The sequence below is a fragment of the Luteimonas sp. A611 genome, assembly GCF_054072715.1.
The window spans coordinates 13,574-36,135 of sequence record NZ_JBSVRP010000008.1 but is presented as its reverse complement, the minus strand read 5'-3'; the positions used below and the strand labels follow the sequence as shown (position 1 = coordinate 36,135).

20 protein-coding genes are annotated in these 22,562 nt (G+C 67.7%); 11 read left to right on the top strand and 9 right to left on the bottom strand.

Going from position 1 to position 22,562, the window contains the following annotated elements; all coding sequences use genetic code 11:
• Positions 1-135 precede the first annotated feature (135 nt).
• From ACW5EG_RS16705 to ACW5EG_RS16690, 4 genes are all read right to left on the bottom strand, one after another.
• On the bottom strand, positions 136-2,274 hold the full coding sequence (locus tag ACW5EG_RS16705; RefSeq protein ID WP_457022419.1) for a hypothetical protein: 2,139 nt from the start codon (positions 2,272-2,274) through the stop codon (positions 136-138).
• 73 nt (positions 2,275-2,347) lie between these two features.
• Positions 2,348-3,124: a TSCPD domain-containing protein gene (locus ACW5EG_RS16700; RefSeq protein ID WP_457022417.1), complete on the bottom strand. Its 777-nt coding sequence runs from the start codon at positions 3,122-3,124 to the stop codon at positions 2,348-2,350.
• Positions 3,125-3,177: 53 nt separating this feature from the next.
• Complete coding sequence (locus ACW5EG_RS16695; RefSeq protein WP_457022415.1) at positions 3,178-3,726, bottom strand: hypothetical protein; 549 nt, start codon at positions 3,724-3,726, stop codon at positions 3,178-3,180.
• Between the two features lie 194 nt (positions 3,727-3,920).
• Positions 3,921-6,071, bottom strand: a complete 2,151-nt coding sequence (locus tag ACW5EG_RS16690) for an adenosylcobalamin-dependent ribonucleoside-diphosphate reductase (RefSeq protein WP_457022413.1) — start codon at positions 6,069-6,071, stop codon at positions 3,921-3,923.
• Positions 6,072-6,578: 507 nt separating this feature from the next.
• Between ACW5EG_RS16690 and ACW5EG_RS16685 the strand changes: the two genes are divergently transcribed.
• From ACW5EG_RS16685 to ACW5EG_RS16655, 7 genes are all read left to right on the top strand, one after another.
• Complete coding sequence (locus ACW5EG_RS16685; RefSeq protein WP_457020153.1) at positions 6,579-8,009, top strand: Do family serine endopeptidase; 1,431 nt, start codon at positions 6,579-6,581, stop codon at positions 8,007-8,009.
• A gap of 57 nt (positions 8,010-8,066) precedes the next feature.
• Positions 8,067-8,426 (top strand): hypothetical protein, encoded by a 360-nt coding sequence (locus ACW5EG_RS16680; RefSeq protein WP_457022411.1) that lies wholly within the window; start codon positions 8,067-8,069, stop codon positions 8,424-8,426.
• Positions 8,427-8,435: 9 nt separating this feature from the next.
• The gene (locus ACW5EG_RS16675) at positions 8,436-8,924 is read left to right on the top strand and encodes a phage holin family protein (RefSeq protein WP_457022409.1); all 489 of its coding nucleotides are present in this window, start codon (positions 8,436-8,438) and stop codon (positions 8,922-8,924) included.
• Positions 8,924-9,442, top strand: a complete 519-nt coding sequence (locus ACW5EG_RS16670) for a hypothetical protein (RefSeq protein ID WP_457022407.1) — start codon at positions 8,924-8,926, stop codon at positions 9,440-9,442. Before ACW5EG_RS16675 ends, ACW5EG_RS16670 begins: the two co-directional genes overlap by 1 nt.
• A 378-nt stretch (positions 9,443-9,820) precedes the next feature.
• A complete protein-coding gene (locus tag ACW5EG_RS16665; protein WP_457020145.1) occupies positions 9,821-10,936 on the top strand; it encodes an AI-2E family transporter in 1,116 nt (371 codons plus the stop codon).
• 35 nt (positions 10,937-10,971) lie between these two features.
• The gene (locus tag ACW5EG_RS16660; RefSeq protein WP_457020143.1) at positions 10,972-11,697 is read left to right on the top strand and encodes an HAD family hydrolase; all 726 of its coding nucleotides are present in this window, start codon (positions 10,972-10,974) and stop codon (positions 11,695-11,697) included.
• A gap of 4 nt (positions 11,698-11,701) precedes the next feature.
• The gene (locus tag ACW5EG_RS16655) at positions 11,702-13,093 is read left to right on the top strand and encodes a leucyl aminopeptidase family protein (RefSeq protein WP_457020142.1); all 1,392 of its coding nucleotides are present in this window, start codon (positions 11,702-11,704) and stop codon (positions 13,091-13,093) included.
• 3 nt (positions 13,094-13,096) lie between these two features.
• Here ACW5EG_RS16655 and ACW5EG_RS16650 read toward each other — a convergent pair whose 3' ends face one another.
• The 5 genes from ACW5EG_RS16650 to ACW5EG_RS16630 all read right to left on the bottom strand — a co-directional run bounded on the left by ACW5EG_RS16650 (position 13,097) and on the right by ACW5EG_RS16630 (position 17,564).
• Positions 13,097-13,519, bottom strand: a complete 423-nt coding sequence (locus tag ACW5EG_RS16650; protein ID WP_457022405.1) for a hypothetical protein — start codon at positions 13,517-13,519, stop codon at positions 13,097-13,099.
• A gap of 363 nt (positions 13,520-13,882) precedes the next feature.
• Positions 13,883-14,485 (bottom strand): response regulator, encoded by a 603-nt coding sequence (locus tag ACW5EG_RS16645; RefSeq protein ID WP_457022403.1) that lies wholly within the window; start codon positions 14,483-14,485, stop codon positions 13,883-13,885.
• A gap of 130 nt (positions 14,486-14,615) precedes the next feature.
• A complete protein-coding gene (locus ACW5EG_RS16640) occupies positions 14,616-15,833 on the bottom strand; it encodes a sensor histidine kinase (protein ID WP_457022401.1) in 1,218 nt (405 codons plus the stop codon).
• A gap of 64 nt (positions 15,834-15,897) precedes the next feature.
• Complete coding sequence (locus ACW5EG_RS16635) at positions 15,898-16,662, bottom strand: ABC transporter permease (protein ID WP_457020137.1); 765 nt, start codon at positions 16,660-16,662, stop codon at positions 15,898-15,900.
• Positions 16,659-17,564: an ATP-binding cassette domain-containing protein gene (locus tag ACW5EG_RS16630; RefSeq protein ID WP_457020136.1), complete on the bottom strand. Its 906-nt coding sequence runs from the start codon at positions 17,562-17,564 to the stop codon at positions 16,659-16,661. The genes ACW5EG_RS16635 and ACW5EG_RS16630 overlap by 4 nt, the downstream gene beginning before the upstream one ends.
• A gap of 187 nt (positions 17,565-17,751) precedes the next feature.
• Here ACW5EG_RS16630 and ACW5EG_RS16625 point away from each other — a divergent pair, with 187 nt between their 5' ends.
• The 4 genes from ACW5EG_RS16625 to ACW5EG_RS16610 all read left to right on the top strand — a co-directional run bounded on the left by ACW5EG_RS16625 (position 17,752) and on the right by ACW5EG_RS16610 (position 22,548).
• Positions 17,752-18,984 carry an efflux RND transporter periplasmic adaptor subunit gene (locus tag ACW5EG_RS16625; protein WP_457022400.1) on the top strand — a complete coding sequence of 411 codons (1,233 nt, stop codon included), beginning with the start codon at positions 17,752-17,754 and terminating at the stop codon, positions 18,982-18,984.
• A gap of 241 nt (positions 18,985-19,225) precedes the next feature.
• Positions 19,226-19,918 carry an ABC transporter ATP-binding protein gene (locus ACW5EG_RS16620; protein ID WP_457020134.1) on the top strand — a complete coding sequence of 231 codons (693 nt, stop codon included), beginning with the start codon at positions 19,226-19,228 and terminating at the stop codon, positions 19,916-19,918.
• A 133-nt stretch (positions 19,919-20,051) separates the two neighbouring features.
• A complete protein-coding gene (locus tag ACW5EG_RS16615; RefSeq protein ID WP_457022398.1) occupies positions 20,052-21,218 on the top strand; it encodes an ABC transporter permease in 1,167 nt (388 codons plus the stop codon).
• 13 nt (positions 21,219-21,231) lie between these two features.
• On the top strand, positions 21,232-22,548 hold the full coding sequence (locus tag ACW5EG_RS16610) for an ABC transporter permease (protein ID WP_457022396.1): 1,317 nt from the start codon (positions 21,232-21,234) through the stop codon (positions 22,546-22,548).
• Positions 22,549-22,562 lie beyond the last annotated feature (14 nt).

The window sequence follows — 22,562 nt, the reverse complement described above, 5'->3', positions numbered from 1 at the left end:
GCATGCACTCGGCTCTAGACTACCAATCGCCCGCCCAATACGAAGAGCGGTTCAATCGCCTGGGGTATGTGCCCTAGGTCCACTGTCCGAAAAGCCGGGGTCACTCCACCCCACCCTGACCCCGTTCTTTGCTTTTTAGTCCCTCACACCATTCCTGGTTGGTTGTTCTTCCGGTCCCAATGCTTCTTGGAGGCCGAGGATATACATAGCGCGGTCTCGATAGATGTACTCCGCAAACGTTCTGGCCTGCTTGCGAAGTGTCTTCGTAAAGAAGGGAAGTCCGGCGAGATAGAGAAAAAGCAGGGCGACCCGGAACCACCAAGCGTGATAGTTGGGTAAAAGAATTGAAGTCGTCGTAACCAGAACGATAGCTGCCCAACTCGCGACTACAATTACCCGTTCCGCACGATCAACCTTTTGGTTACGACCGTGAATGGCTACAGATAAATTCTGCAGCTTTCGTAACCTGGCGTCTTCGCTTCGACTTTGGTGTTCCTCTAGCTTCCTGTCTCTATCTTGTAGGTCGAACGCCAGTTGTGCCAATTGACTGTCAAAAACCTGCTGCGTCTCTGCGAGCAAATCCTGCATCGTGACGACGGCTTGCTTTCCCTTAAATGCCTCTTCAGAGGCCTCCCTCTTTAGGGTTGCGACCTGCTGTTCTGCCAGCGTCGCTCGCTGACGTTCTGGCTCAACCAGTGCCTCCTTCATATCCATGAGTGACCGAATGGACGTTTCAGGGTTGACGGCATCATTATCGCCAAGGGTAGATCGCATTGCATACATGCTTGCGCGCCGGTCCGTCATCAATGCGGAGAACTCATCGACAAGTGCGGGATTCATCCTCTCAAGAGTTGTAGTCATGCGGCCCACAAAGTCGGCGCGCGGGACAATTGCCGATGAACAGTTTGCTATCAATCTCTTTTGTGAAAGGCTCGACCCGTCGATCTTCAACGTAAACCACATGAAACCCGCGAACTGGCTGTCGGATGCAATGCAGAAACGCGGGACTGCCTCGGACTTGCCTATGGCAAGCACTCGATTGACTCGCTTCACGAGTACCGAATTCCGCGTAACAAATATCGATCCCGCTTCTAGCAGGGACGCGGGATATACCCGGTCCTGTTTCAATCTCGCAACTGTGGCGACACTCTTAGCGTCTCGAATCCGGGCATCCACATGTTGGTGTAGGTCGCCAATGGCATTTCTGATCTGATCCTCGCGCTCATCCGGAAAGTACCTTTTGAACCTAGCCTCCCCATATACATCAGAGCGAAGTACGGTGATGCCAATTTCCGCAGATCTGCTTTCCAGGCTGTCGGCGACCATCGTCGCATATGTGCTATGCGAAGGCTCTGTTCTAAGCCGCTGAGCTAGTGGGCCATAAGCATCGCCGCGTCTAACTGCACCCACGGTGCTGCGAATCGTCAGTCTCGCCTCTTCTAAGGAGTGATCAAAGACGGCCGCCCGTAGGCCCGCGGCCTTGATCATCTCTAACAGATCAGTAGCGTAGATGCGTTGTTCGGGAGTATTCAGGTCTAACAGGTCCATGATCAGTGGACCGTCAAGCACAACTCTGAGCGGGGGGTCTGGCATCGCAGATCCCGGGGGAGCAGCCAAGCCGGCCACCGCATCAGCCATCAGGGCGCCTTGGGCGATTCTCGCAATGACGAGAAAGACTTCTGGCGCTCGTTCCGCGCACGTGAGCACGAATTCGGAGACGAGATAGTCAAGAGACTTGTCGTCTGGCAGATCCTGCGTCAGCGACTTTAGTCCCAGTAGTCGGCGAAGACGTCCCTTCTTCTTCTCAGTATCCTCATCTACGAAGATTGAAACAAACTCCGGGCGCGCTACGCGCTCTAGAAATGCATCGGAGAGCTGAGAGTTTTCCTGAGCTTTCCCGATGTCGGCGAGCTTTCCGCCAGCCCATTCAGAGAATAGCTCGAGTACTTCGTCGATCTCCTCTTCGTCCACGATCTCGGGCGCCCATTCAAACTGCGCCACGACATAATCTCGCTCCGTTCTCCGTGCCGGCCCATCTGCAAGGAGGCCGATCTCCACAAGTCGGTCAGCGAGAGCACTCGCCACGAAGGTGGACATCTGAATGCCGTAGGTTGTCGAAAACTCTTCGGCAAACAGATCAGGCCGATAAGGCTCCCCTTTCTTGTCAGTGAGGAGGGGGGCGAAGATGGGGCGAAGGCCGCGAATGGGATCGCCCGACTTCTCGTATTCCTCTTGTACTAGCGCGAAAGCCGAAAGTGGATTCCCCTTGGCCATCCCTTACCCTCCCACCGACAGTTAGGATCAAAAAGTAGGCGGGATTAGATTGACTCAGATCATCCCTAGCCCCTCACCCACACTTCGAATACCCACAATTCAAACAAGTCGCGCACCCATCCATGATCACCAGCGCCTTCGTACTGCACTTGTGGCACATCGTCGCGCTGGGCGGGAAGCTGGTGCCGTCGCCGGTCACCGCGATGTCTTCCACCGGCTCCGGATAGCCCGGGTCTTCCGGCGTCGCATCTACATCACTGTTTTTTTTTGACCGGTCTTCGTACTGCTTGCGCTTCTCGGCGATCAGCGCCTTCTGCGCGGCGCTCATCTCGGGGTCGTGCAGCATGCCGATCGACTTGAGATGGTCCTCGACGATGCTGCCCAGTTCAGCCACCAGGCTGGGCATGTACACGCCGCCGGCCTTGAAGTAGCCGCCCTTGGGGTCGAACACGGCCTTCATCTCTTCCACCAGGAAGGTCACGTCGCCGCCCTTGCGGAATACGGCGCTCATGATGCGGGTGAGCGCGACGATCCACTGGAAGTGCTCCATCGACTTGGAGTTGATGAAGATCTCGAACGGGCGGCGGTGCTCGTGCTCGTTGCCGGCGTTGAGCACGATGTCGTTGATGGTCACGTACATGGCGTGCTCGACCAGCGGCGACTTGATCTTGTAGGTGCTGCCGATCAGCACTTCGGGGCGCTCGATGCGCTCGTGCATCTGGATGATGTCGGCTTTCCTGGGCAGCTCGGCCTCGGCCTTCTCGCGCGCGACGGCGGCGACGGCGACGGCCTTCTCCTCGGGGGTGACGACAGCGTAACCGGTGATTTTCTTGTCGATTTTGACGGCCATTGCGTGGTTCCTGGTGTTGCGGTGCTGCTGGGGGAAGTGGATGGCGGGTGTGGCTATTGGGTTGTGGCGGTCTTGCGGGCGGCGGTCTTCTTCGCCGCCGGTTTTGCTTCCGGCTTGGCCGCCTTTTTCACCGGCGCCTTCTTCGCCGGCGCCTTGGCCACGGCGGTCTTGGCAGGTGGCGAGGCGGCGGTGCCGCCGGCAACGGCCTTTTTGACGGTCTTCTTGGCAGCTTTCTTTGCCGGCGCCTTGGCCGGCGTGGCAGCCTTCTTCGCCGCAGCCTTGCTGGCGTTGGCGCGCTTGCGGGCCGCGGCGCGCTTCTTCAGTGCGGCTGCTTCGCGCCGGCCCTCGGCGCTGGTTTCGGCCAATGACTGCTTGGTGGCCTCGATGCGCTTGCCGACGCTCGCCTTGGCGTTGCTGACGGCGGCCTTGGCCTTGGTGGCGGTCTGGACGACGGCCCGTTCGGCTTTGGCTGCGGTCTTCTTCGCTGCTTTCACCACCTTGCCGGTGCGCTCGACCACGGTCTTGCCGATGTCCTTCGCCGTGACGGCGAGGGCGCCGGCGGCACTGCTCAGGGTTCCGTTGACCCGTTGGCGCTTGCTCATGGGTTGGTCCTTGTCAGGTGCTGCTTCGGTAATCGGGGGGTGGGCAGGGCCCGGGAACGTGGTGCGAAAGGACTGCGGTGGGGGTTTGGCGGCCTGGGGCCCCCACCCCGGCCCTCCCCCGCGGGCGGGGGAGGGAGCACAGCGGAAGGGCAGGCCGTCAGAACTTGCCGTGACCCTTCCTGCGGCGGCAGCCGTCAGAACTTTCCGTAATAACCCTCTTTCAGTGCGTCGAAGAGGTTGGCGGCGGTGTGGGTTTCGCCGTCGTATTCGATCTGCTCGTTGCCCCTGACCTCGACCACGCTGCCGTCGTCGAGCTCGAAGCGGTAGGTGGTGTTGGCAAGGTCGGCGTCCTTGACCAGCACGCCCTGGAAGGCGGCGGGGTTGAAGCGGAAGGTGGTGCAGCCCTTCAGCCCCTGCTGGTAGGCGTAGCGGTAGATGTCCTTGAAGTCTTCGTAGGGATAGTCGGTGGGGACGTTCGCGGTCTTGGAGATGGACGAGTCCACCCACACCTGCGCGGCGGCCTGCACGTCGACGTGTTCCTTGGGGTTGATGTCGTCGGCGGAGATGAAGTAATCCGGCAGCTGCGCGTCGGCTTCCTCGGCGAAGGGCATCGCCTTGGGGTTGACCAGCTCGCGGTAGGCCAGCAGCTCGTACGACCAGACGTCGACCTTTTCCTTGGACTTCTTGCCCTCGCGGATCACGTTGCGGCTGTAGTGGTGCGCGAACGAGGGCTCGATGCCGTTGGAAGCGTTGTTGGCCAGCGACAGCGAGATGGTGCCGGTGGGCGCGATCGAGCTGTGGTGGGTGAAGCGCGCGCCGGTTTCGGCCAGCTGTTCTACAAGCTCGGGCGCGACCTGGGCGATCTTCTGCATGTAGCGGCTGTAGCGCGCGTGCAGCACCTTGCCTTCGATCTTCTGGCCGATCTTCCAGCCGTCCTTCGCCATCTCCGGGCGCTTGCGCAGCATCGCGGCGGTGACGTCGAACTGCTCGGACATGATCGGCGCCGGGCCCTTTTCCTGGGCCAGGGTCAGGCCGGTTTCCCAGCCGGCCACAGCCATCTCGCGGGCGATGCGGCCGGTGAACTCGCAGGACGCGGCCGAGCCGTACTTCATGCGCAGCATGGTCACCGTACTGCCCAGACCGAGGAAGCCCATGCCGTGGCGGCGCTTGCGCATGATCTCGTCGCGCTGCTGCTGCAGCGGCAGCCCGTTCACCTCGACCACGTTGTCGAGCATGCGGGTGAACACGCGCACCACTTCCTTGTATTCGTCCCAGTCGAATGCGGCCTTGTCGGTGAACGGGTCGCGCACGAACTTGGTGAGGTTGATCGAACCCAGCAGGCAGGCGCCGTAGGGCGGCAGCGGCTGCTCGCCGCAGGGGTTGGTGGCGCGGATGGTCTCGCACCACCAGTTGTTGTTCATCTCGTTGACCTTGTCGATCAGGATGAACCCCGGCTCGGCGAAGTCGTAGGTGGACACCATGATCATGTCCCACAGGTGCCGGGCCTTGAGCTGGCCGTAGATCCTGCAGGCGACCATGCCGTCGTCGCGGCTGATGTAGCCGTCGGTGTGCGGCCAGTCGCGCCAGACCACCGTCTTGGCGTCGGCCAGGTCGAAGTCCTCGGCCTCCTTCTCGCTCACCGGGAACACCAGCGGCCAGTCGGCGTCGGTATCCACCGCCTGCATGAAGCCGTCGGTGATCAGCAGCGACAGGTTGAACTGGCGCAGGCGCCCGTCCTCGCGCTTGGCGCGGATGAAGTCGCGCACGTCCGGGTGGCTGACGTCGAAGGTGCCCATCTGCGCGCCGCGGCGGCCGCCGGCCGAGGACACGGTGAAACACATCTTGTCGTAGATATCCATGAAGGACATCGGGCCGGAGGTGTGCGCGCCGGCGCCGGCGACGAAGGCGCCGCGCGGGCGCAGCGTGCTGAATTCATAGCCGATGCCGCAGCCGGCCTTCAGCGTCAGGCCGGCCTCGTGGACCTTGTCCAGGATGCCGTCCATCGAATCGGTGATCGTGCCCGAGACGGTGCAGTTGATGGTGCTGGTGGCGGGCTTGTGCTCCTGCGCACCGGCGTTGGAGGTGATGCGGCCAGCCGGGATCGCCCCGCGGCGCAGCGCCCAGAGAAAACGGTCGTACCAGTACTTCTGCTTCTCGGGCGTGGCTTCGGCCTCCGACAGCGCCTTGGCCACGCGCTGGCAGGTGCCGTCGATGTCGGCGTCCACCGCCACCCCGTGCTTGGTCTTGAGCCGATATTTCTTGTCCCAGATGTCCTGCGAAGCGGGCTGCATCGGGATCTCCCGTTCGGCTTGGGTCTTGACGGCTTCCAGACGGACCGTACTCATTGCGTCTGCTGTCTCCTGTACCGGCCCGGGTGCGTGCCCGGGCCATTGTTATGGTCGATGCCGGGCCGCGAAGGACGCCGACACGGTCGGGGCCGGTTTGCGCGTCAAACGCCCGCGCCCGCCCCCTGGATACTTGCTTCTGGTGCCCTGCGTGGCCCTGTGAGAGGCATCCGCGCGTCCCCCTGGTTGATCGGATGGCGGATTCGCCATTTTGCCGAAAACCCCACGCCTTGGGATAGGCCTGGAGGCCAAACCCCAACATGTTGTGGAGGGCCGAGCCAAGCTACGCGCGGCCCAGGGCGAAGTCAACCGCGATGGAGCGGATCGGACGAGGTCACAGACGCAGCCACGGAAAACCGCCGTGTTCAGGCTGGATGGAGGGTCGCGGACGGACAATTCCGGCCCCTTTCGTGGTGCAGTGCGGCGCGATGGCTGCGCAGCCGGGCTTGTCCGGGCGGCGCCGCGCGCCCATCTTCACCGCTCCCACCGCCCAGCCGCGAGCCGACCATGCGCCCAGCTCCCACCCTGCTCGTGCTTGCCGCCGCCGCCGCGTTTGGCGGATTCGCTGCCACCGTCATCCGCGATGCCGTGCAGTCGCCGGCGCGGGCGGCCGAACCGGCCACGGCGCAGGCGGTGCCGATGGTCGCGGCCCTGCCGATGGCGGTCGAGGGCCAGCCGATGCCGTCGCTGGCGCCGATGCTACGGCGGGTGACGCCCTCGGTGGTCAGCGTGCAGGCCGCGCAGCGCCGCCAGGTGAGCCCGTTCGGCAACGATCCGTTCTTCCGCCGGATGTTCCCGGACCTGTCGCAGGAGCGCATCGCGCGCTCGCTGGGGTCGGGCGTGGTGGTGGATGCGCGCAACGGTTACGTACTCACCAACCACCACGTGATCGAGAACGCCGACGAGGTGTCGGTGACGCTGGCCGACGGGCGCACGCTCGAGGCCGAGTTCATCGGCTCGGATCCCGACACCGACGTGGCCCTGATGCGCATTCCCACCGAGGGCCTGACCGCGATCCCGCTGGCCGGCGGCAGCCAGCTGGCAGTCGGCGATTTCGTGGTCGCGGTGGGCAATCCCTTCGGCGTCGGCCAGACCGTCACTTCGGGCATCGTCTCGGCGGTGGGCCGCAGCAACGTGCCGGGCGTGGGCTACCAGAACTTCATCCAGACCGATGCCTCGATCAACCCGGGCAACTCGGGCGGTGCGCTGGTCAACCTGCGCGGCGAGCTGGTGGGCATCAACACCGCCAGCTTCAATCCGCGCGGCAGTGCCGCGGGCAACATCGGCCTGGGCTTCGCGATCCCGGTCGAGCTGGCGCGCAACATCATGCAGCAGCTGGCCAGCACCGGCACCGTGCAACGCGGCACCCTGGGCATCGACACCCAGGCGGTGGACGCGCGCCTGGCCGCGGGCCTGGGCCTGGCGGATCCGCGCGGCGTGGTGGTCACGCGCCTGCACGGCGACTCGGCCGCGGCCGCGGCGGGGCTGCGCACCGGCGATGTGATCGTGTCGGCCAACGGCCAGCGCATGGACGATCCGGTGTCGTTGCGCAACTTCCAGGGCCTGCAGCCGCTGGACGCGCCGGTGACGCTGGAGGTGCTGCGCGACGGCAAGCCGCGCACGATCAGCGCGCGCCTGCGCGCGATGCCGCGCGATGGCGCCAGCTTCGATGATCGGCTCACCGGCGCCACCTTGTCCGACCTGCCCGAGGCGGTGCGCCGGCAGAACCCGGATGCGCGCGGCGTGCTGGTGGAAAAGGTCGACGCCAAGGGGCGCGCGTATCGCAACGGCCTGCGCGAGGGCGACTACATCTTCGCCGCCAACAGCGGCGAGTTCCGCGACCTGGCCGGCTTCCGCGATACATTGGCCGAGCGCCCGCAGCAGCTGCTGCTGCGGATTTCACGCGGCGGACGCGTCGGGAACCTGATCATGGAGTGACCGGCATCCAAGCCGGACTCCCCCGCAGCGCCCCCACACACCATGGAGAACACCGCAATGACTCCCACCTCGACCGACGCACTCAAGAGCAACCTCGGCCAGACCGGTGCCAGCCTCAAGACCGCCGCGACCGACGCGGGTGGCGCGGTCCGCAGCGCCGCTGCAGCTGCCGGCGAAGAACTGCGCGCCGGGGGTTCGGCGGTCAAGGCCGACCTGGCCGATTCCGCACTGGCCGGCATCGCCGCGCTGGAAGAAGGCGGCACCGTGGCGCGCGAGCAGGTCGACGCGCTGATGGACAAGGGCAAGGATCTGATCGACAGCGCGGCGGACCTGATCCGCGAGCGTCCGATCGCTTCGTTCGGCGTGGCCTTCGCGGCTGGCTGGATCATCGCCAAGCTCGCCCGCAGCAACGACTAAGCGTCCGACGTGGGCGCGGAAGCAGCCAGCGCCGGCGCGACGCCGGGCGCGGACGACGGCACCAAAGCGCAGGGCATCGACGACGCCCTGCGCGAACTCAACGCCGCGCGTCGCGAGACCGTCGAGGCCGCCCGCGGCACGGCAAGCGCGCTGCGGCGGCTGGCCGCGGCGGATTTCGCGCTGGCTCGCAGTGCGGTGGGTCGCAGCCTGGCCTTGGCCGGGATCGCGGCGCTGCTGGGCAGTTCGGCCTGGCTGCTGCTGACCGGCGTGCTGGTGGCCGGCCTGCATGCGCTGCGGCTGGAATGGGTCTGGTGCCTGCTGATCGTGGCGGTCGTCTACCTGGCTGGCGCCGGCCTCTGCGCCTGGCGCATGCGCGCTTATCTGGAGCACATGGGCATGCAGGCCACCCGTCGCCAGCTCTCGCAGCTGCGCGGCAAGCCTGCGCAGGAAGAAGCGGCACCACCACCACCGATGCCCGCGCAGCAGGGAGTGGAGTGATGCGTTTCGACGACCTGGTCCAGCGTGTCCACGACACCGAACGCGCGCTCGAACTGCAGCGTTCGCACACCCGCAACAGGTGGCGCGGGCTGCGTACCTCCTGGCGCGAAGGCTGGACGCCGACGCGGATCGTGCTGGCCGGCTTGCTTAGCGGCTTCCTGGTCGGGCGCGTGCAGCCGGTGCGCAAGGTGGTTGGCCTGCCCGCATCGCGCTGGGTGCAGATCGGCACCAGCCTGTGGACCCTGGCCGCCTCGTTCAAGGCCAAGGATGCGGCGACCACTGCCGAAGCCGCTGCCGGCGAAGCGGGTGTAGCCGCGCACGTCGCAGCTGATACGGCCATCGGGACGGGTGCCGCTGTCGCTGCGGGGACGGCCGACATCGCACGGGCGGCAAGCGTCGCAGCGCAGAGCGCGTCGCCCGTTCGCCCCAGCGCTTCTGATTCGCGCCGCCGTGCCGATCCACAGTGGCAAACCGAACCGCGCCCGGCGGAAGCCGCGACCGAGCTGTCGGAGCGCTAGGCAGGCGGGCTGGCCATCGGACTGCCTCGCCAAGGCCTGTCATCTATCAGGCCTGGCATCCGAGGTGCGTCATTTTTGTCGGGCTGACGCCGATGACTCCTGTCATTTCGTTTGGGGCTTCTGTCATTTCGACCGGGACTTCTGTCATTTCGACCGAAGGGAGAAATCTCCTTCAGCCGCGTCCGCAAGATTTCTCCCTTCGGTCGAAATGACAATCCCTGCGATCGAATGACAATCCCTGCGATCGAATGACAATCCCTGGTCGCCCGGATCCGAGTGACAGTCAGTATCCGACCGGGCCACACTGCGACTCGCCGCCATCACGTCGCCATGCGCCAGGGCGCCGGATGATCGCGACCCTCACCGCCGAAGACCGCCATGCCCCACGACGCCACGCCCCCCGTGCCCGCGCCAGACGTCGTTGCGCCCGAAGCCGCGGTGCCCGCGCCTTCGCCGCGGCCGCGCAGTCCAACCGCGCTGGTGGTGCTGGCCACGCTGGCGGCCGGCTACACGCTCTGGGCCGCACAGGGTCTGCTGCTGCCGGTGCTGCTGGCGATGTTCCTGGCCCTGGTCGGCAATCCGATCATCCGCATGCTGCGCCGGCTGTGGGTTCCACGCTTCCTCGCCGCCGTGCTGGTGCTGTGCGGTGGGCTGGCCGTGACTGGCGCGCTGGCCTACCACATGCTGCCCTCGGCGATGGCCTGGGCGCGCGAGGCGCCGCGCGAGATGCGCCAGTTCGCGCCGAAGCTGCGCGAGCTGGTCAAGCCGATGCACGAGGCCAACAAGGCCGCCGAGAACTTCGCCCGCGCCGCCGGCGGCGAGACCGGGCGCCAGCCGCAGGTGGTGCGCACCGCGGTGGACGATCCCTACAGCAAGCTCGCCGAGACGCCGCGCTTGCTGGCCTCGCTGCTGGCCGTGGTGTTGCTGACCTTCTTCTTCATGGTCTATGGCGAGAACCTGCAGCGCAACGCGATCGCGCTGATGCCCGGACGACAGCAAAAGAAGTTCACCGTCGAGATCCTGCAGTCGATCGAGCGCGAGGTCTCGCGCTACGTGCTCACCATCAGCCTGATCAACACCGTGGTCGGGCTGCTGTTCGCAGGTGTGCTGGTGCTGTTGGACTTCGCGCTGTCCGAGGCGCTGCTGTGGGGCACGATGGTGGCGCTGCTCAACTTCGCACCCTATGTGGGCCCGATGATCGGCATGGTGGCGATACTGCTGGTCGGCTTCATTACTTTCGACGAGTTGTGGCAGGCGCTGGTGCCTGCCGCGGTCTACCTGGTGCTGCACACCATCGAAGGCCAGCTGGTGACGCCGATCGTGCTGGGACGACGCATGGCGCTTTCGCCGCTGGTGCTGATCCTGGCGCTGATGGTGTTCGGCTGGCTGTGGGGGATCGTCGGCCTGCTGCTGGCTGTGCCGCTGCTGGTCTGCGTGAAGCTGGTGCTGGCGCGCGTTGACGGGATGGAGGGCTGGGCGCGGCTGCTGGAGTGAGCGGCCCCGCGCACGCTGGCGGCTACAATGCAGCGGTGACTTTCCCCGTTCGCGCGATCACCATCGACCTCGACGACACGCTGTGGCCGTTCGCACCGATCGGCGTGCGCATCGAGCGCGTGCTCGATGACTGGATGCGCAGGCACAGTCCGGCCACCGCGGCGATGTTCCCGATTCCCGAAATGCGCGCGCTGCGCGAGCGCGTCTGGCGCGAGCATCCGCAGCTGGCGCACGACCTGGGCGGGATGCGGCGGCTGACGCTGGAACTCGCGCTGCGCGACAGCGGCGCCGATCCGGACTTGCTCGATGCTGCATACGAGGCTTTCTACGCCGAGCGCAACCGGGTGGAGTTCTATCCCGACGCGGAGGACGCGCTCGCCCGCATCGCCGCTCGGCTTCCCGTGGTGGCGCTGAGCAACGGCAACGCCGACCTGGCGCGGGTCGGCATCGAGCGCCATTTCGCGTTCCAGCTGCACGCCTGCGAGCACGGTGCCTGCAAACCCGATCCGGGCTTCTTCCTCGCCGCCTGCGCGCGGCTGGGGCATCCGCCGGGCGACGTGCTGCACGTGGGCGACCACGTCGAGACCGACGTGGCCGGGGCGATGCGCGCGGGATTGCGCGGCTGCTGGATCCGCCGCGACGACAATCCGGGCGGCCATCGCGCCTGGCCGCTGCCGGAGCTGCCCCCCGACCTGGAGTTCGACAGCCTGACCGGCCTGGCCGACTGGCTGGATGCGCAAGGCCCCGGCGCGGCACACTAGTGCGATGACCAAGACATCTTCCGGCGGCGCGCCCGCCCGCAGCGACGCCGCGCGTGCGCTGCACATCGTCCACGCAAGCGGATTCGCGCAGTGGCGCGCCACCCAGCCGGCCGCGATCCAGGCCTGGCTCGACGCGCAGGGCTTCGACGCCGCGGCCGGCACGCATGCGCTGCTGCCGGGTGCGGACGGCATCGCCGGCGCGGTGATCGGCGTCGGCGACCGGCTCGATCCCTACGCCTATGCGCATGCGCCAGCCGCGCTGCCGGCGGGCGACTGGTCGCCGGCCACCCCGCTTGAACCGGCACAACTGCAGGCGCTGCAGCTGGGCTGGGGCCTGGGCGCCTACCGCTTCACCCGCTACAAGCCCGGCGGCAAGGCGCCGGCGCAGCTTGCGCTGGACGCGCCTGACGCCGAGGTGGTCGACGTGCTGGAGGCCTGCGTGCGCGTGCGCGACCTGGTCAACACGCCGACCCAGGACATGGGCCCTGACGAGCTGGAAGCGGTCACGCGTGCCATTGCCGAGGCGCACGGCGGCAGCTTCGAGAGCATCGTCGGCGACGAGTTGCTGGCGCAGAATTTCCCGGCGATCCATGCGGTCGGACGCGCCTCGCATCGCGCGCCGCGCCTGCTCAAGGTGCAGTGGGGCTTCGATGGCGATGCCGCCGCGGCGCATCCGCACGTGGTTCTCGTCGGTAAGGGCGTGTGCTTCGACACCGGCGGACTGGACATCAAGCCTGCCGACGGCATGCGCAACATGAAGAAGGACATGGGCGGCGCCGCGCATGCGATCGCCCTGGCCGGGCTGGTGATGGCGCGCGCGCTGCCGCTGCGCCTGACCCTGCTGGTGCCGGCGGTGGAGAACGCGATCGGTCCGGATGCCTTCCGTCCCGGCGAGGTCGTGGCCACGCGCAAGGGCGTGAGCGTGGAGATCGACAACACCGACGCCGAAGGCCGCGTGGTGCTGTGCGACGCGCTGGCGCTGGCCGGCGAGCTGGGGCCCGACCTGATCCTGGATTTCGCCACGCTGACCGGCGCGGCGCGCATCGCGCTGGGGCCCGACCTGCCGGCGCTGTTCGCCAACGACGACGCGCTGGCCGACGACTGGCTCGACGCCGGCGGTCGCGTGCGCGATCCGCTGTGGCGCATGCCGCTGTGGCGTCCCTACCTGCGCTATCTCACCAGCAATATCGCCGACCTGGCCAACGCCGGCTCGCGCATGGCCGGCGCGGTTACCGCCGCGCTGTACCTGGAGCGCTTCGTGCCCGAGGGCACGCCATGGGCGCACCTGGATGTGTATGCCTGGAACGACAGCGCCCGCCCGGGCCGTCCGGCCGGCGGCGAAGCGCTGGGCCTGCGCGCGGCCTGGGACATGCTCAAGGCGCGCGCAGCCGGCTGATCCTCAGCGCAGCCAGCCGCGCTTGGCGGCGTGTTGCGCGTAGACCAGCAGGAATGCGGCGATGCCGGCGATCAGCAGGCTCATCGCCGCGCCCGATGCGCCGGAGGCCTGCCAGGCCGGCGTGAGCAGGTACAGCACGCTCATCTGCACCAGCACCGCGGCCAGCGACACCGCCAGTACCGGGATCGCCCAGCGCCTGCGCAGCAGCAGGCCGAGCGAGCCGATCGACCCGGCAAACACGGCGATGCCGTAGAACACCGCCAGCCAAGACGGCATGGCCGCGTAGACCGTGCGCTGCGCCTCGGGCAGCGCGGCAATCTGCTCGGGGCCGAGCCCGGTCTGAAGGAAGAACATCGCCACGCCGGTGAGGTTCCAGGCGAACCCGGCGATCGCGATGACGCGGAACAGGGTGGGGACGCGGGTCATGGCGGCCTCCATCGGCAGTGGATGTGGCTGCGATCCTACGCCGTGGCGGCGGATGTCGCGCGACAAGCGTTGGCCACGGATCAACGCGGATGACGCGGATCAAGCGGTGCGGGGGAGCGCATTGGAACAGGGACGCGGGCGGTCTCCGTCAGCCGACCTTGGCCGAAACGGGACTATGCGCGGGATAGGTTCGCGGCCCGTGCTGCCCGGGCCGCAAGCACGGGCAGCGGACGGCCGGTACGTACTGCCGCCCTGCAGGCGTGCCCGGAATATCTACTTGCGTCATCCGCGTTGATCCGCGTTGATCCGTGGCCCAAAGGCTTCAAGCGAGCCGGCGCAGTGGAACGCACCGGTCTGCCCGCGCTACAGCCAGCCCTTTTCGCGCGCCAGGCGGTAGGCCTCGATGCGGTTGCCGACGCCGAGCTTGCCGATGGCCTCGGACAGGTAGTTGCGCACGGTGCCGTGCGAGAGGTTCAGGCGCGTGGCGATCTCGCCGGCCGCCAGGCCTTCGCCGGCCAGGCGCAGCGCCTGGCGCTCGCGGTCGCTCAGCGGATCGGCTTCGCCCCAGGCTTCAAGCGCGAGCTGCGGGTCGATCGCGCGGCCACCACGGTGCACCTTGCGCAGCGCATCGGCCAGGTGCTCGGCGGGCGCGTCCTTGAGCAGGTAGCCCGCCACGCCCGCATCCAGCGCGCGCCGCAGGAAGCCGCCGCGGGCGAAGGTGGTGACGATCACCACCTTGACCGGCAGCCCGTGGCGCTGGATGCGCTGCGCGAGCTCCAGGCCGGTGAGGCCGGGCATCTCGATGTCGGTGACCAGGATGTCGGGCGAGAGCCGCTGCAGCTCGCGCCATGCGGCTTCGCCATCGCCGGCATCGCCGACCACCTCGATGTCGGCTTCCATGCCCAGCAGCGCCGCCAGCGCACCGCGCAGCATCGCCTGGTCTTCGGCGAGCAGGATGCGGATCACTGGATAGGGCAGGGCAGCGGCATGCCGGAACGTTAGCAGTTCCCGTTGCCTCGATGTCCTGTGGGAGCGGCTTCAGCCGCGATTGGACGTGCGGATGTCGCGTCACTTCCGTTCGCGGCTGAAGCCGCTCCTACAGGGGCACGGAGGGATCTTGCGGCGGGGTGGCCACGTCGTCATTCGCCGCCAGCGGTACGCGCGCTTCGATAGCGGTACCGCCATGTTCGCCTGCGCCGATCTGCAGCCGGCCGCGCACGCCCTTGATGCGTTCGCGCATGCCCGACAGTCCATTGCCCGGCACGATCGCGCCGCCGCGGCCGTCGTCGACGATGCGCAGCACCGCCTCGCCCGCCTCCATGCCGAAGCTGGCTTGCGCGCGCTGCGCGCGGGCGTGGCGCTGGATGTTGGTGGCGGCCTCGCGCACGGTCATCGCCAGCGCGGACTCGACCCCGGCCGGCAACGCATGGCCGGTGAAGCCGTCGTCGAAGCGGTAGTCGAAGGCGATGCCGTCGGTTTCCAGCAGCAGCCTGGCCGAAGCCAGTTCCGCGGCGATGCCCGCGGCGCGGATGCCGCTCACCGCCCGCCGCACCTGCGACAGCGCATCGCGCGCCACGCGGCTGACCTCGTCGATCTCCAGCCGCGCCGCGACCGGATCGCGTTCCAGCAGCCGGCCGGCGAGGTCGGACTTGAGCGCCACCATCGACAGGGTATGCCCGAGCAGGTCGTGCAGGTCGCGGCCGATGCGCTCGCGCTCCGCCAGCGACGCCAGGCGCCGCACTTCGTCATGCGACAGGCGCAGCGCGGCGTCGCGCTCCATGCCCATGCGATCCACCACCACCAGCACGCCGACGATCGCGGTCACCGTGGGCATCCACACCAGCGCCTGCCACGGGTAGCCGATGTGCAGCGCATAGGCCATCAGCAGCGCATTGAGCGCCAGCAGTACCACTAGGTAACCTGCCAGCGGGCCGCCGCGCCGCGGTTGCAGCATCACGCAGCCGAACACGAAGTAGCTCAGCCCCGACGGGTACCAGGGCAGCAGCGCGAAGCACAGCGCCACCAGGCCAAGCGCGCAGGCGTAGGCCCTGCGTGGCGATTGCACCACCGTCAGGACGTAGAGCAGCACGAACAGCGGATACGACAACAGCGTCAGCCACGCCCACTGCGTGCTGTAGCCAAAGCTTCCGCCGGCGAAGGCGGGCGTGAGGAACACCCACACCGACCACACCATGTGCACCAGCGCCAGCCACGGCGACCGGCCCATGCGCTGGTCGAGCGCAGCAAGCGAGCCGGGCTGCGGCTGCAGCCAGCCGGGCAGGACAACGCGACGTGGAAGGTGGAACCCGCTCATCTGCATCGGTGCTCGATTGAAACCCCCGCCCCGCAGTCGAGGTCCCTGCCGTACGGCGCCCGGCTCATTCGGCCGCCGACAGCCGACGCTGCGCCAGCACGAAGCATGCGCCGGTCACGGCCGCCAGCGCCAGCACATGCAGCCAGGCAGCGCCGCCGCTGTCGTGGCCGACCACCTTCTGCGCCAGCTGGGCCAGGTGCCAGGCCGGCCAGACCGGCGCCATCCGCGCAATCCATTCCGGCAACATCGACAGCGGCAGCCACAGTCCGGCGAGGAAAGCCATCGGCAGGTACAGCGCATTGAGCAGGACCGGTGCCGCATTGCCGCCGACCAGGGTCCCGATCCACAGGCCGATCGCGGCAAAAGGCAGCACGCCCAGCACGTTCACCGCGAGCAGGCCTGCCCACTGCGCAGGCGCGAGCGAAACACCGGCCAGCGTCACCGCCAGCAGCGCCAGCACGATGCTGATGATCACCGCGAACAGCGCCGCCATCACCATCCTGGCCAGCAGCAGCGCGCCCGGCGGTGTGGGCAGGGCGCGGCGCAGTCGCAGGTAGCCGCGTTCGCGGTCCATGGCGATGGTGACGCCGAACCCGAACATCGCCGCGCCGATCACCCCGAACACGCCATAGCTGGCCAGCAGATACTCGGCGGCCGCCTGGTTGCCGCGGTTGAGCAGCACGCCGAACAGCACGTAGAACAGCGCCGGAAACACGATGACGGGCACGCAGTACGCGGGCTCGCGCAGCATCCGCAGCAGTTCGCATCGGATCTCGAACAGGTAGGGGCGCCACGGCGCCTGCGTGCGCGGGTGGGAGATGGCGTTCATGCGGCCTCCGCCTGGTCGGGCCTGGTCAGGGCGAGGAAGGCGTCGGCCAGGCCGGCGCGGCGGATCTCGAGATCGCGCAGCCCGGGGTCGGCCTCCAGCAGCTGGCGCACCACCGGTTCGGCCGGCTCGGCCACGATGCGGAGTGCCCCGCCTTCGCGCAGCGCCTGGCGCACGCCCGGCCATTGCGCCACCCGGGACGGCGCGAGCGTGGACACGCAGTGGATGCGGCGCAGCGACACCCGCGCGCGGATCTCGTCCACGCTGCCTTCGGCAAGCAGGCGGCCGGCGTCGATGACCGCCACGCGGTCCGACAACGCCTCGGCTTCCTCCAGATAATGCGTGGTCAGCAGCACCGCGCAGCCCTCGTCGACCTGCTGCCGCACGGAGGCCCACAGCGCCTGGCGCGCGCCGATGTCCAGGCCGGTGGTGGGCTCGTCGAGGAACAGCAGTCGCGGCCGTCCGCAGATGGCCAGGGCGAACTGCAGGCGGCGCTGCTGGCCGCCCGACAGTGCGCCATAGCGCCGGCCGAGCAGCCCCTCCAGCCCTGCGAAGGCCACGCACTCGTCCACGCTGCGCGGCTGCGGGTAGCCGCTGCGCACCAGAGCCAGCACCTCGCCGACGCGCAGGCGTTCGGGAATGCCGGCCGACTGCAGCATCGTGCCGCATTGGCGTCGAACCGCAGCCGTGCCCGGCATGTCGCCGAGCACGCGCACCTCGCCGGCATCGGCCTTGAGCAGGCCCAGCAGCAGGCCGACCGCCGTGCTCTTGCCGGCCCCATTTGCACCGAGCAGCGAGGTGACCTGGCCGGCATGCAGCGACAGGTCGAGTCCGTCGAGCGCGATCTGGTCGCCGTAGCGTTTGCTGGCGCCGCGCAGTGCGGCGAGTGGTGTTGCAGTTGCCATGGGCGCACTCTCGGGACATGGGGCCGGAGTGGAGTCTGTCGGCCCGGCCCCGGGTGTGACATCGCCTGCCGTCAGCCGAAGCATGTGACAGCTGTCAGCAGCCGCCGCCGGCCGCGGCAGGTAGTCTGGCCGCCGTTGCTCGCGATCACTGGGTCACAATGGCCGCTGGCCTCCGTCCTGTCCTTCGATGAATACCAACGCCGACCTGCTCAACCAGCTCCGCATCGACCGCTCGCCCGGCCCGCCGCCCTCGCGCAAGGGGCTGTGGATCGCGGTGGCTTCGGTCGTCGTCATTGCCCTGCTCGCCCTCGCCGGCTGGTGGTTGTTCGCCCGCGAGCGCGCGCTGCCGGTGCAGACCGCGACGGCGGTGTCGCTCGCCGCGGGCAGTGCACCTGCTTCGGTGCTCGATGCCTCGGGCTACGTGGTGGCCAGGCGCATGGCCACGGTGTCGTCCAAGATCACCGGACGCGTGCGCGAGGTGCGGATCGAGGAGGGCATGCAGGTCGAGGAAGGGCAGGTGATGGCCACGCTTGATCCCATCGATGCCGATGCGCAGCGCGCGCTGTCCGCCTCGCAGCTGGGCGCGGCGCGCAGCGACATCGCGCGGGTGCAGGCGCAGCTGGCCGAAGCGGAGGCCAATGCGCGCCGCCTGGATGCACTGGTCGGCGAGCAGCTGGTATCGAAGGCGCAGCACGACCAGGCCGTCGCCGATCGCGACGCGCTGCGTGCGCAGCTGGACAGTGCGCGCCGCAACGCGAATGTCGCCGCTGACGGCCTGCGCATCGCCGAGATCGGCGTGGACAACACCGTGGTGCGCGCGCCGTTCTCGGGCGTGGTGATCGCCAAGGCCGCGCAGCCGGGCGAGATCGTGTCACCGCTGTCGGCCGGCGGCGGCTTCACCCGCACCGGCATCGGCACCATCGTCGACATGGATTCGCTGGAGATCGAAGTCGATGTGGGCGAGGCCTACATCGGCCGGGTGCAGCCGAAGATGCCGGTCGAGGCCACGCTCAGCTCCTATCCGGACTGGAAGATCCCGGCCGAGGTCATCGCCATCATCCCCACCGCCGATCGCGGCAAGGCCACGGTCAAGGTGCGCGTGGCGCTGAAGGAAAAGGATGCGCGGATCGTGCCGGACATGGGCGTGACCGTGAGCTTCCTGGAAAAGGAGGCCGAGGCCGGCAGCGAGCCCAGGCGCGGCGTGCGCGTGCCGGATGCGGCGGTGGTGCAGCGCAATGGCGCGGCCGCGGTGTTCGTGGTGGGCGCGGACAACATCGTCGAGCTGCGCAAGGTCGAGGCGGGTGGCAAGGCGGGCGAGGACCGCGAGGTCGTCTCGGGCCTGGCCCCGGGCGAGACGGTGGTGGTCGATCCACCGGCGGAGCTGGCCGATGGCGCGGCGGTTTCGACGGGTAAGGAATGAAGCACGGCAACGCCAAACGTAACTCTTGGCGTCCGCTGCCAGTTCGGGCTTCTGTTGTTGTTTCGCGTTCCTGTTGTCACTTGAGTTTCTGTTGTCATCTCGAGCGCAGCGAGAGATGACAAAAACGACTTTCGATCCTGCGGTTGCTCCACGTGACAAACCCGCGCGATGCGGCGAACCACTCTGCATCGCATGACCTTCGCCGGGGCATCCCGGCCACGACACCACAGCGAGGCAAGCCATGGCATCCCTGGTATCGATCCGCAGCCTGACCAAGACCTACCAGCGTGGCCCGGAAAAGGTGGAGGTGCTGCACGGCATCGACCTGGACATCGAACAGGGCGACTTCGTTGCGCTGATGGGCCCGTCCGGCTCCGGCAAGACCACCCTGCTGAACCTCATTGGCGGGCTGGATTCGCCCAGCGCGGGCAGCATCGAGGTCGACGGCCAGCGCATCGACCAGCTTGGCGGTGGCAAGCTCTCGCACTGGCGCAGCCAGAACGTCGGCTACGTCTTCCAGTTCTACAACCTGATGCCGGCGCTGAGCGCGCAGAAAAACGTCGAACTGCCGCTGCTGCTGACCAGTCTCGGCGGCGCGCAGCGCAAGCGCAATGCGCAGATCGCGCTGCAGCTGGTGGGCCTGTCCGACCGGGTCTCGCACAAGCCAGGCGAGCTCTCGGGCGGGCAACAGCAGCGCGTGGCGATCGCGCGCGCGATCGTGTCCGACCCCAAGCTGCTGATCTGCGACGAGCCCACCGGCGATCTCGACCGCCAGTCGGCCGAAGACATCCTCGGCCTGCTGCAGACGCTCAACCGCGAGCACGGCAAGACCATCGTGATGGTCACCCACGATCCGAAGGCGGCCGAATACGCCAGCCACACCCTGCATCTGGACAAGGGCAGCCTGGTCGAAAGCCAGGCACACGCGGCATGAACTTCCGTCATCCCGAGCTCTTCGGCTGCGCTCAGGACAGGCTCCGCGAGGGATCTGCTTCTGCCTTTCCGACGGCGGGGGAAAGAAGGTCCCTCGCTTTGCTCGGGACGACATGTGGAAAGGGAGTCGAGCGATGAAATACTTCCACCTGATCTGGGCCGCGCTGTTCCGGCGCAAGGGCCGCACCTTCCTGACGCTGGCCTCGATCCTCGCCGCGTTCCTGCTGTTCGGCATGCTCGACGGCATCCGCTCCACGTTCGCCCAGCTGGGCCAGAACGCGGACGGCGCGCAGCGGCTGCAGACGGCATCGAAGCTGTCGATCGTCGAAACCCTGCCGTTGTCGCTGGAGTCGCGCATCCGCCAGGTCGACAACATCGAGGCGGTGACCTGGGCCAACTGGTTCGGCGGGGCGTACCAGAACCCGCGCAACCAGCTGTTCACCTTCGCGGTGGCGCCCAATTACCTCGACCTCTATCCCGAGACCGAGGTCGAGCCTGCGCAGCTGGAGAAGTGGAAGGCCACGCGCAACGGCATCCTGGTCGGGCGGCAGATGATGACGCGCTTCGGCTGGGAAGTCGGGCAGACCATCCCGCTGCAGTCGACGATCTTCCCCAACAGTGACGGCACCCTCAACTGGGCGTTCGAGATCGCCGGCGTGCTCAAGGCGCGCGACGAGAAGAGCGCCGGCTTCACCGAGGCGCTGATCCTGATGCACTACGGGTACTTCGAGGAGGCCACGCCCTACGTCGACGACAACGTGGGCTGGTACATCAGCCGCGTGTCCGACGTGAACCGGAGCGACGCGGCGGCCAAGGCCATCGACGCGCTGTCGGCCAACTCGCCGCACGAAACCAAGACCATGAACGAGCAGGCCGCGTTCGCGGCCCAGCTCAAGCAGATGGCGGACATCGGCCTGATCGTGGGTTCGATCATGGGCGCGGTGTTCTTCACCCTGCTGCTGCTGACCGGCAACACCATGGCCCAGGCGGTGCGCGAACGCACCTCCGAGCTGGCGGTGCTCAAGACCATCGGTTTCAGCAGTTCCAGCGTGCTGGGCATGGTGCTGGCCGAGTCGGTGCTGCTGGTGCTGATCGGCGGCACGCTCGGGCTCGGCCTCGCCGCGGTGCTGGGTCCGGTCGTGGGCGCGGCCAGCAAGGGCGCCATCAACCTGCCGCCGATCGGCTGGGAAAGCTGGATGCTGGGACTGGGGCTGATGGTGGTGATCGGCCTGCTGGTGGGTGCGCTGCCTGCGCTGCGGGCGATGCGCCTGAACATCGTCGATGCACTGGCCGGCCGCTGAGAGGAGACAGACCATGTCATTCATCCGATCCTTCCTGCGCGGCAGCCTGGTCTTCGGCCTGCTCGCGATCTTCCTCGCCGCCTGGATCCTGCTGCCCTGGCAGGCGCTGCTCGGCGCTGCGGTGCTGTTTGCGCTGTGGATGGCCTTCACCCGAACCGGCCGCCAGGCCGCGTCGGTCACCTGGGTGGGCGTCGCCACCCTGCGCCAGCGGCTGGGCGCATCGTCGGTGGTCGTGGTCGGCATCGCCGGCGTGGTCGGGGTGCTGGTCGCGCTGCTGGCGATGGCCGAGGGCTACCGGCACACGGTCAACAGCAGCGGCAGCGAGGACACCGCGATCGTGCTGCGCGGCGGCTCGTCGGCGGAGTTGATGTCGGTGATCTCGCGCGACGCGATCAGCGCCATCGAGCGCGCGCCGGAAATCGCGCGCGACGCCGAGGGCCGCCCGCTGGCCTCGCCCGAGCTCGTGGTCTCGGCCAACGTGCCGCGCCGGGACGGCGAGGACGGCAGTGTGACGCTGCGCGGCGTCGGCGCGATGGCCTTCGCGGTACGGCCCAACCTGCGGCTGGTGGAGGGCCGCAGGTTCGAGACCGGACGTCGCGAGCTGGTGGTCGGCACCGGTGCGCAGCGCCAGTTCGCGGGGCTCGATCCGGGCAGCCAGGTGCAGCTCGGCAACCAGGCCTGGACCGTGGTTGGCGTATTCGAATCCGGCGACGCGATGTCCTCGGAAATGTGGGCCGACGCCGAAGTGGTGGCGTCGACCTATCGCCGAGGCAGCAGTCGCGCCTCGGTCTTCGCCAAGCTGACCGACCCCGGCGCCTTCAACGCTTTCAAGGCCACCCTGGCGGCGGATCCGCGCCTGCAGGTGGAGGCCGACACCACCGCCGCCTACTTCGCCAAGCAGTCCGAAGGACTGACCAAGGTGCTGCGCATCATCGGTATCGTGGTCGGTTCGATCATGGCGATCGGCGCGGTGTTCGGTGCGCTCAATACCATGTTCGCCACCGTGGCATCGCGCGCGCGGGAGATCGCGACCCTGCGCGCGATCGGCTTCCGCGGCATGCCGGTGGTGGTGGCGGTGCTGCTGGAGACCATGCTGCTGGCCCTGCTTGGCGGCCTGCTCGGCGGCGTGCTGGCCTGGCTGGTGTTCAACGGCTATACCGCGTCGACCATCGCAGGCGGCGTGGCCACCCTGAGCTTCGAGTTCCGGGTGTCGGCCGGGCTGCTGTGGGAGGGTCTGAAGTGGGCGCTTGCGATTGGCTTCGTCGGCGGCCTGTTCCCGGCGCTGCGCGCGGCCACGCTTCCGGTGACGGACGCGCTGCGGGCGATGTAGGGCTGCTTTGCTCC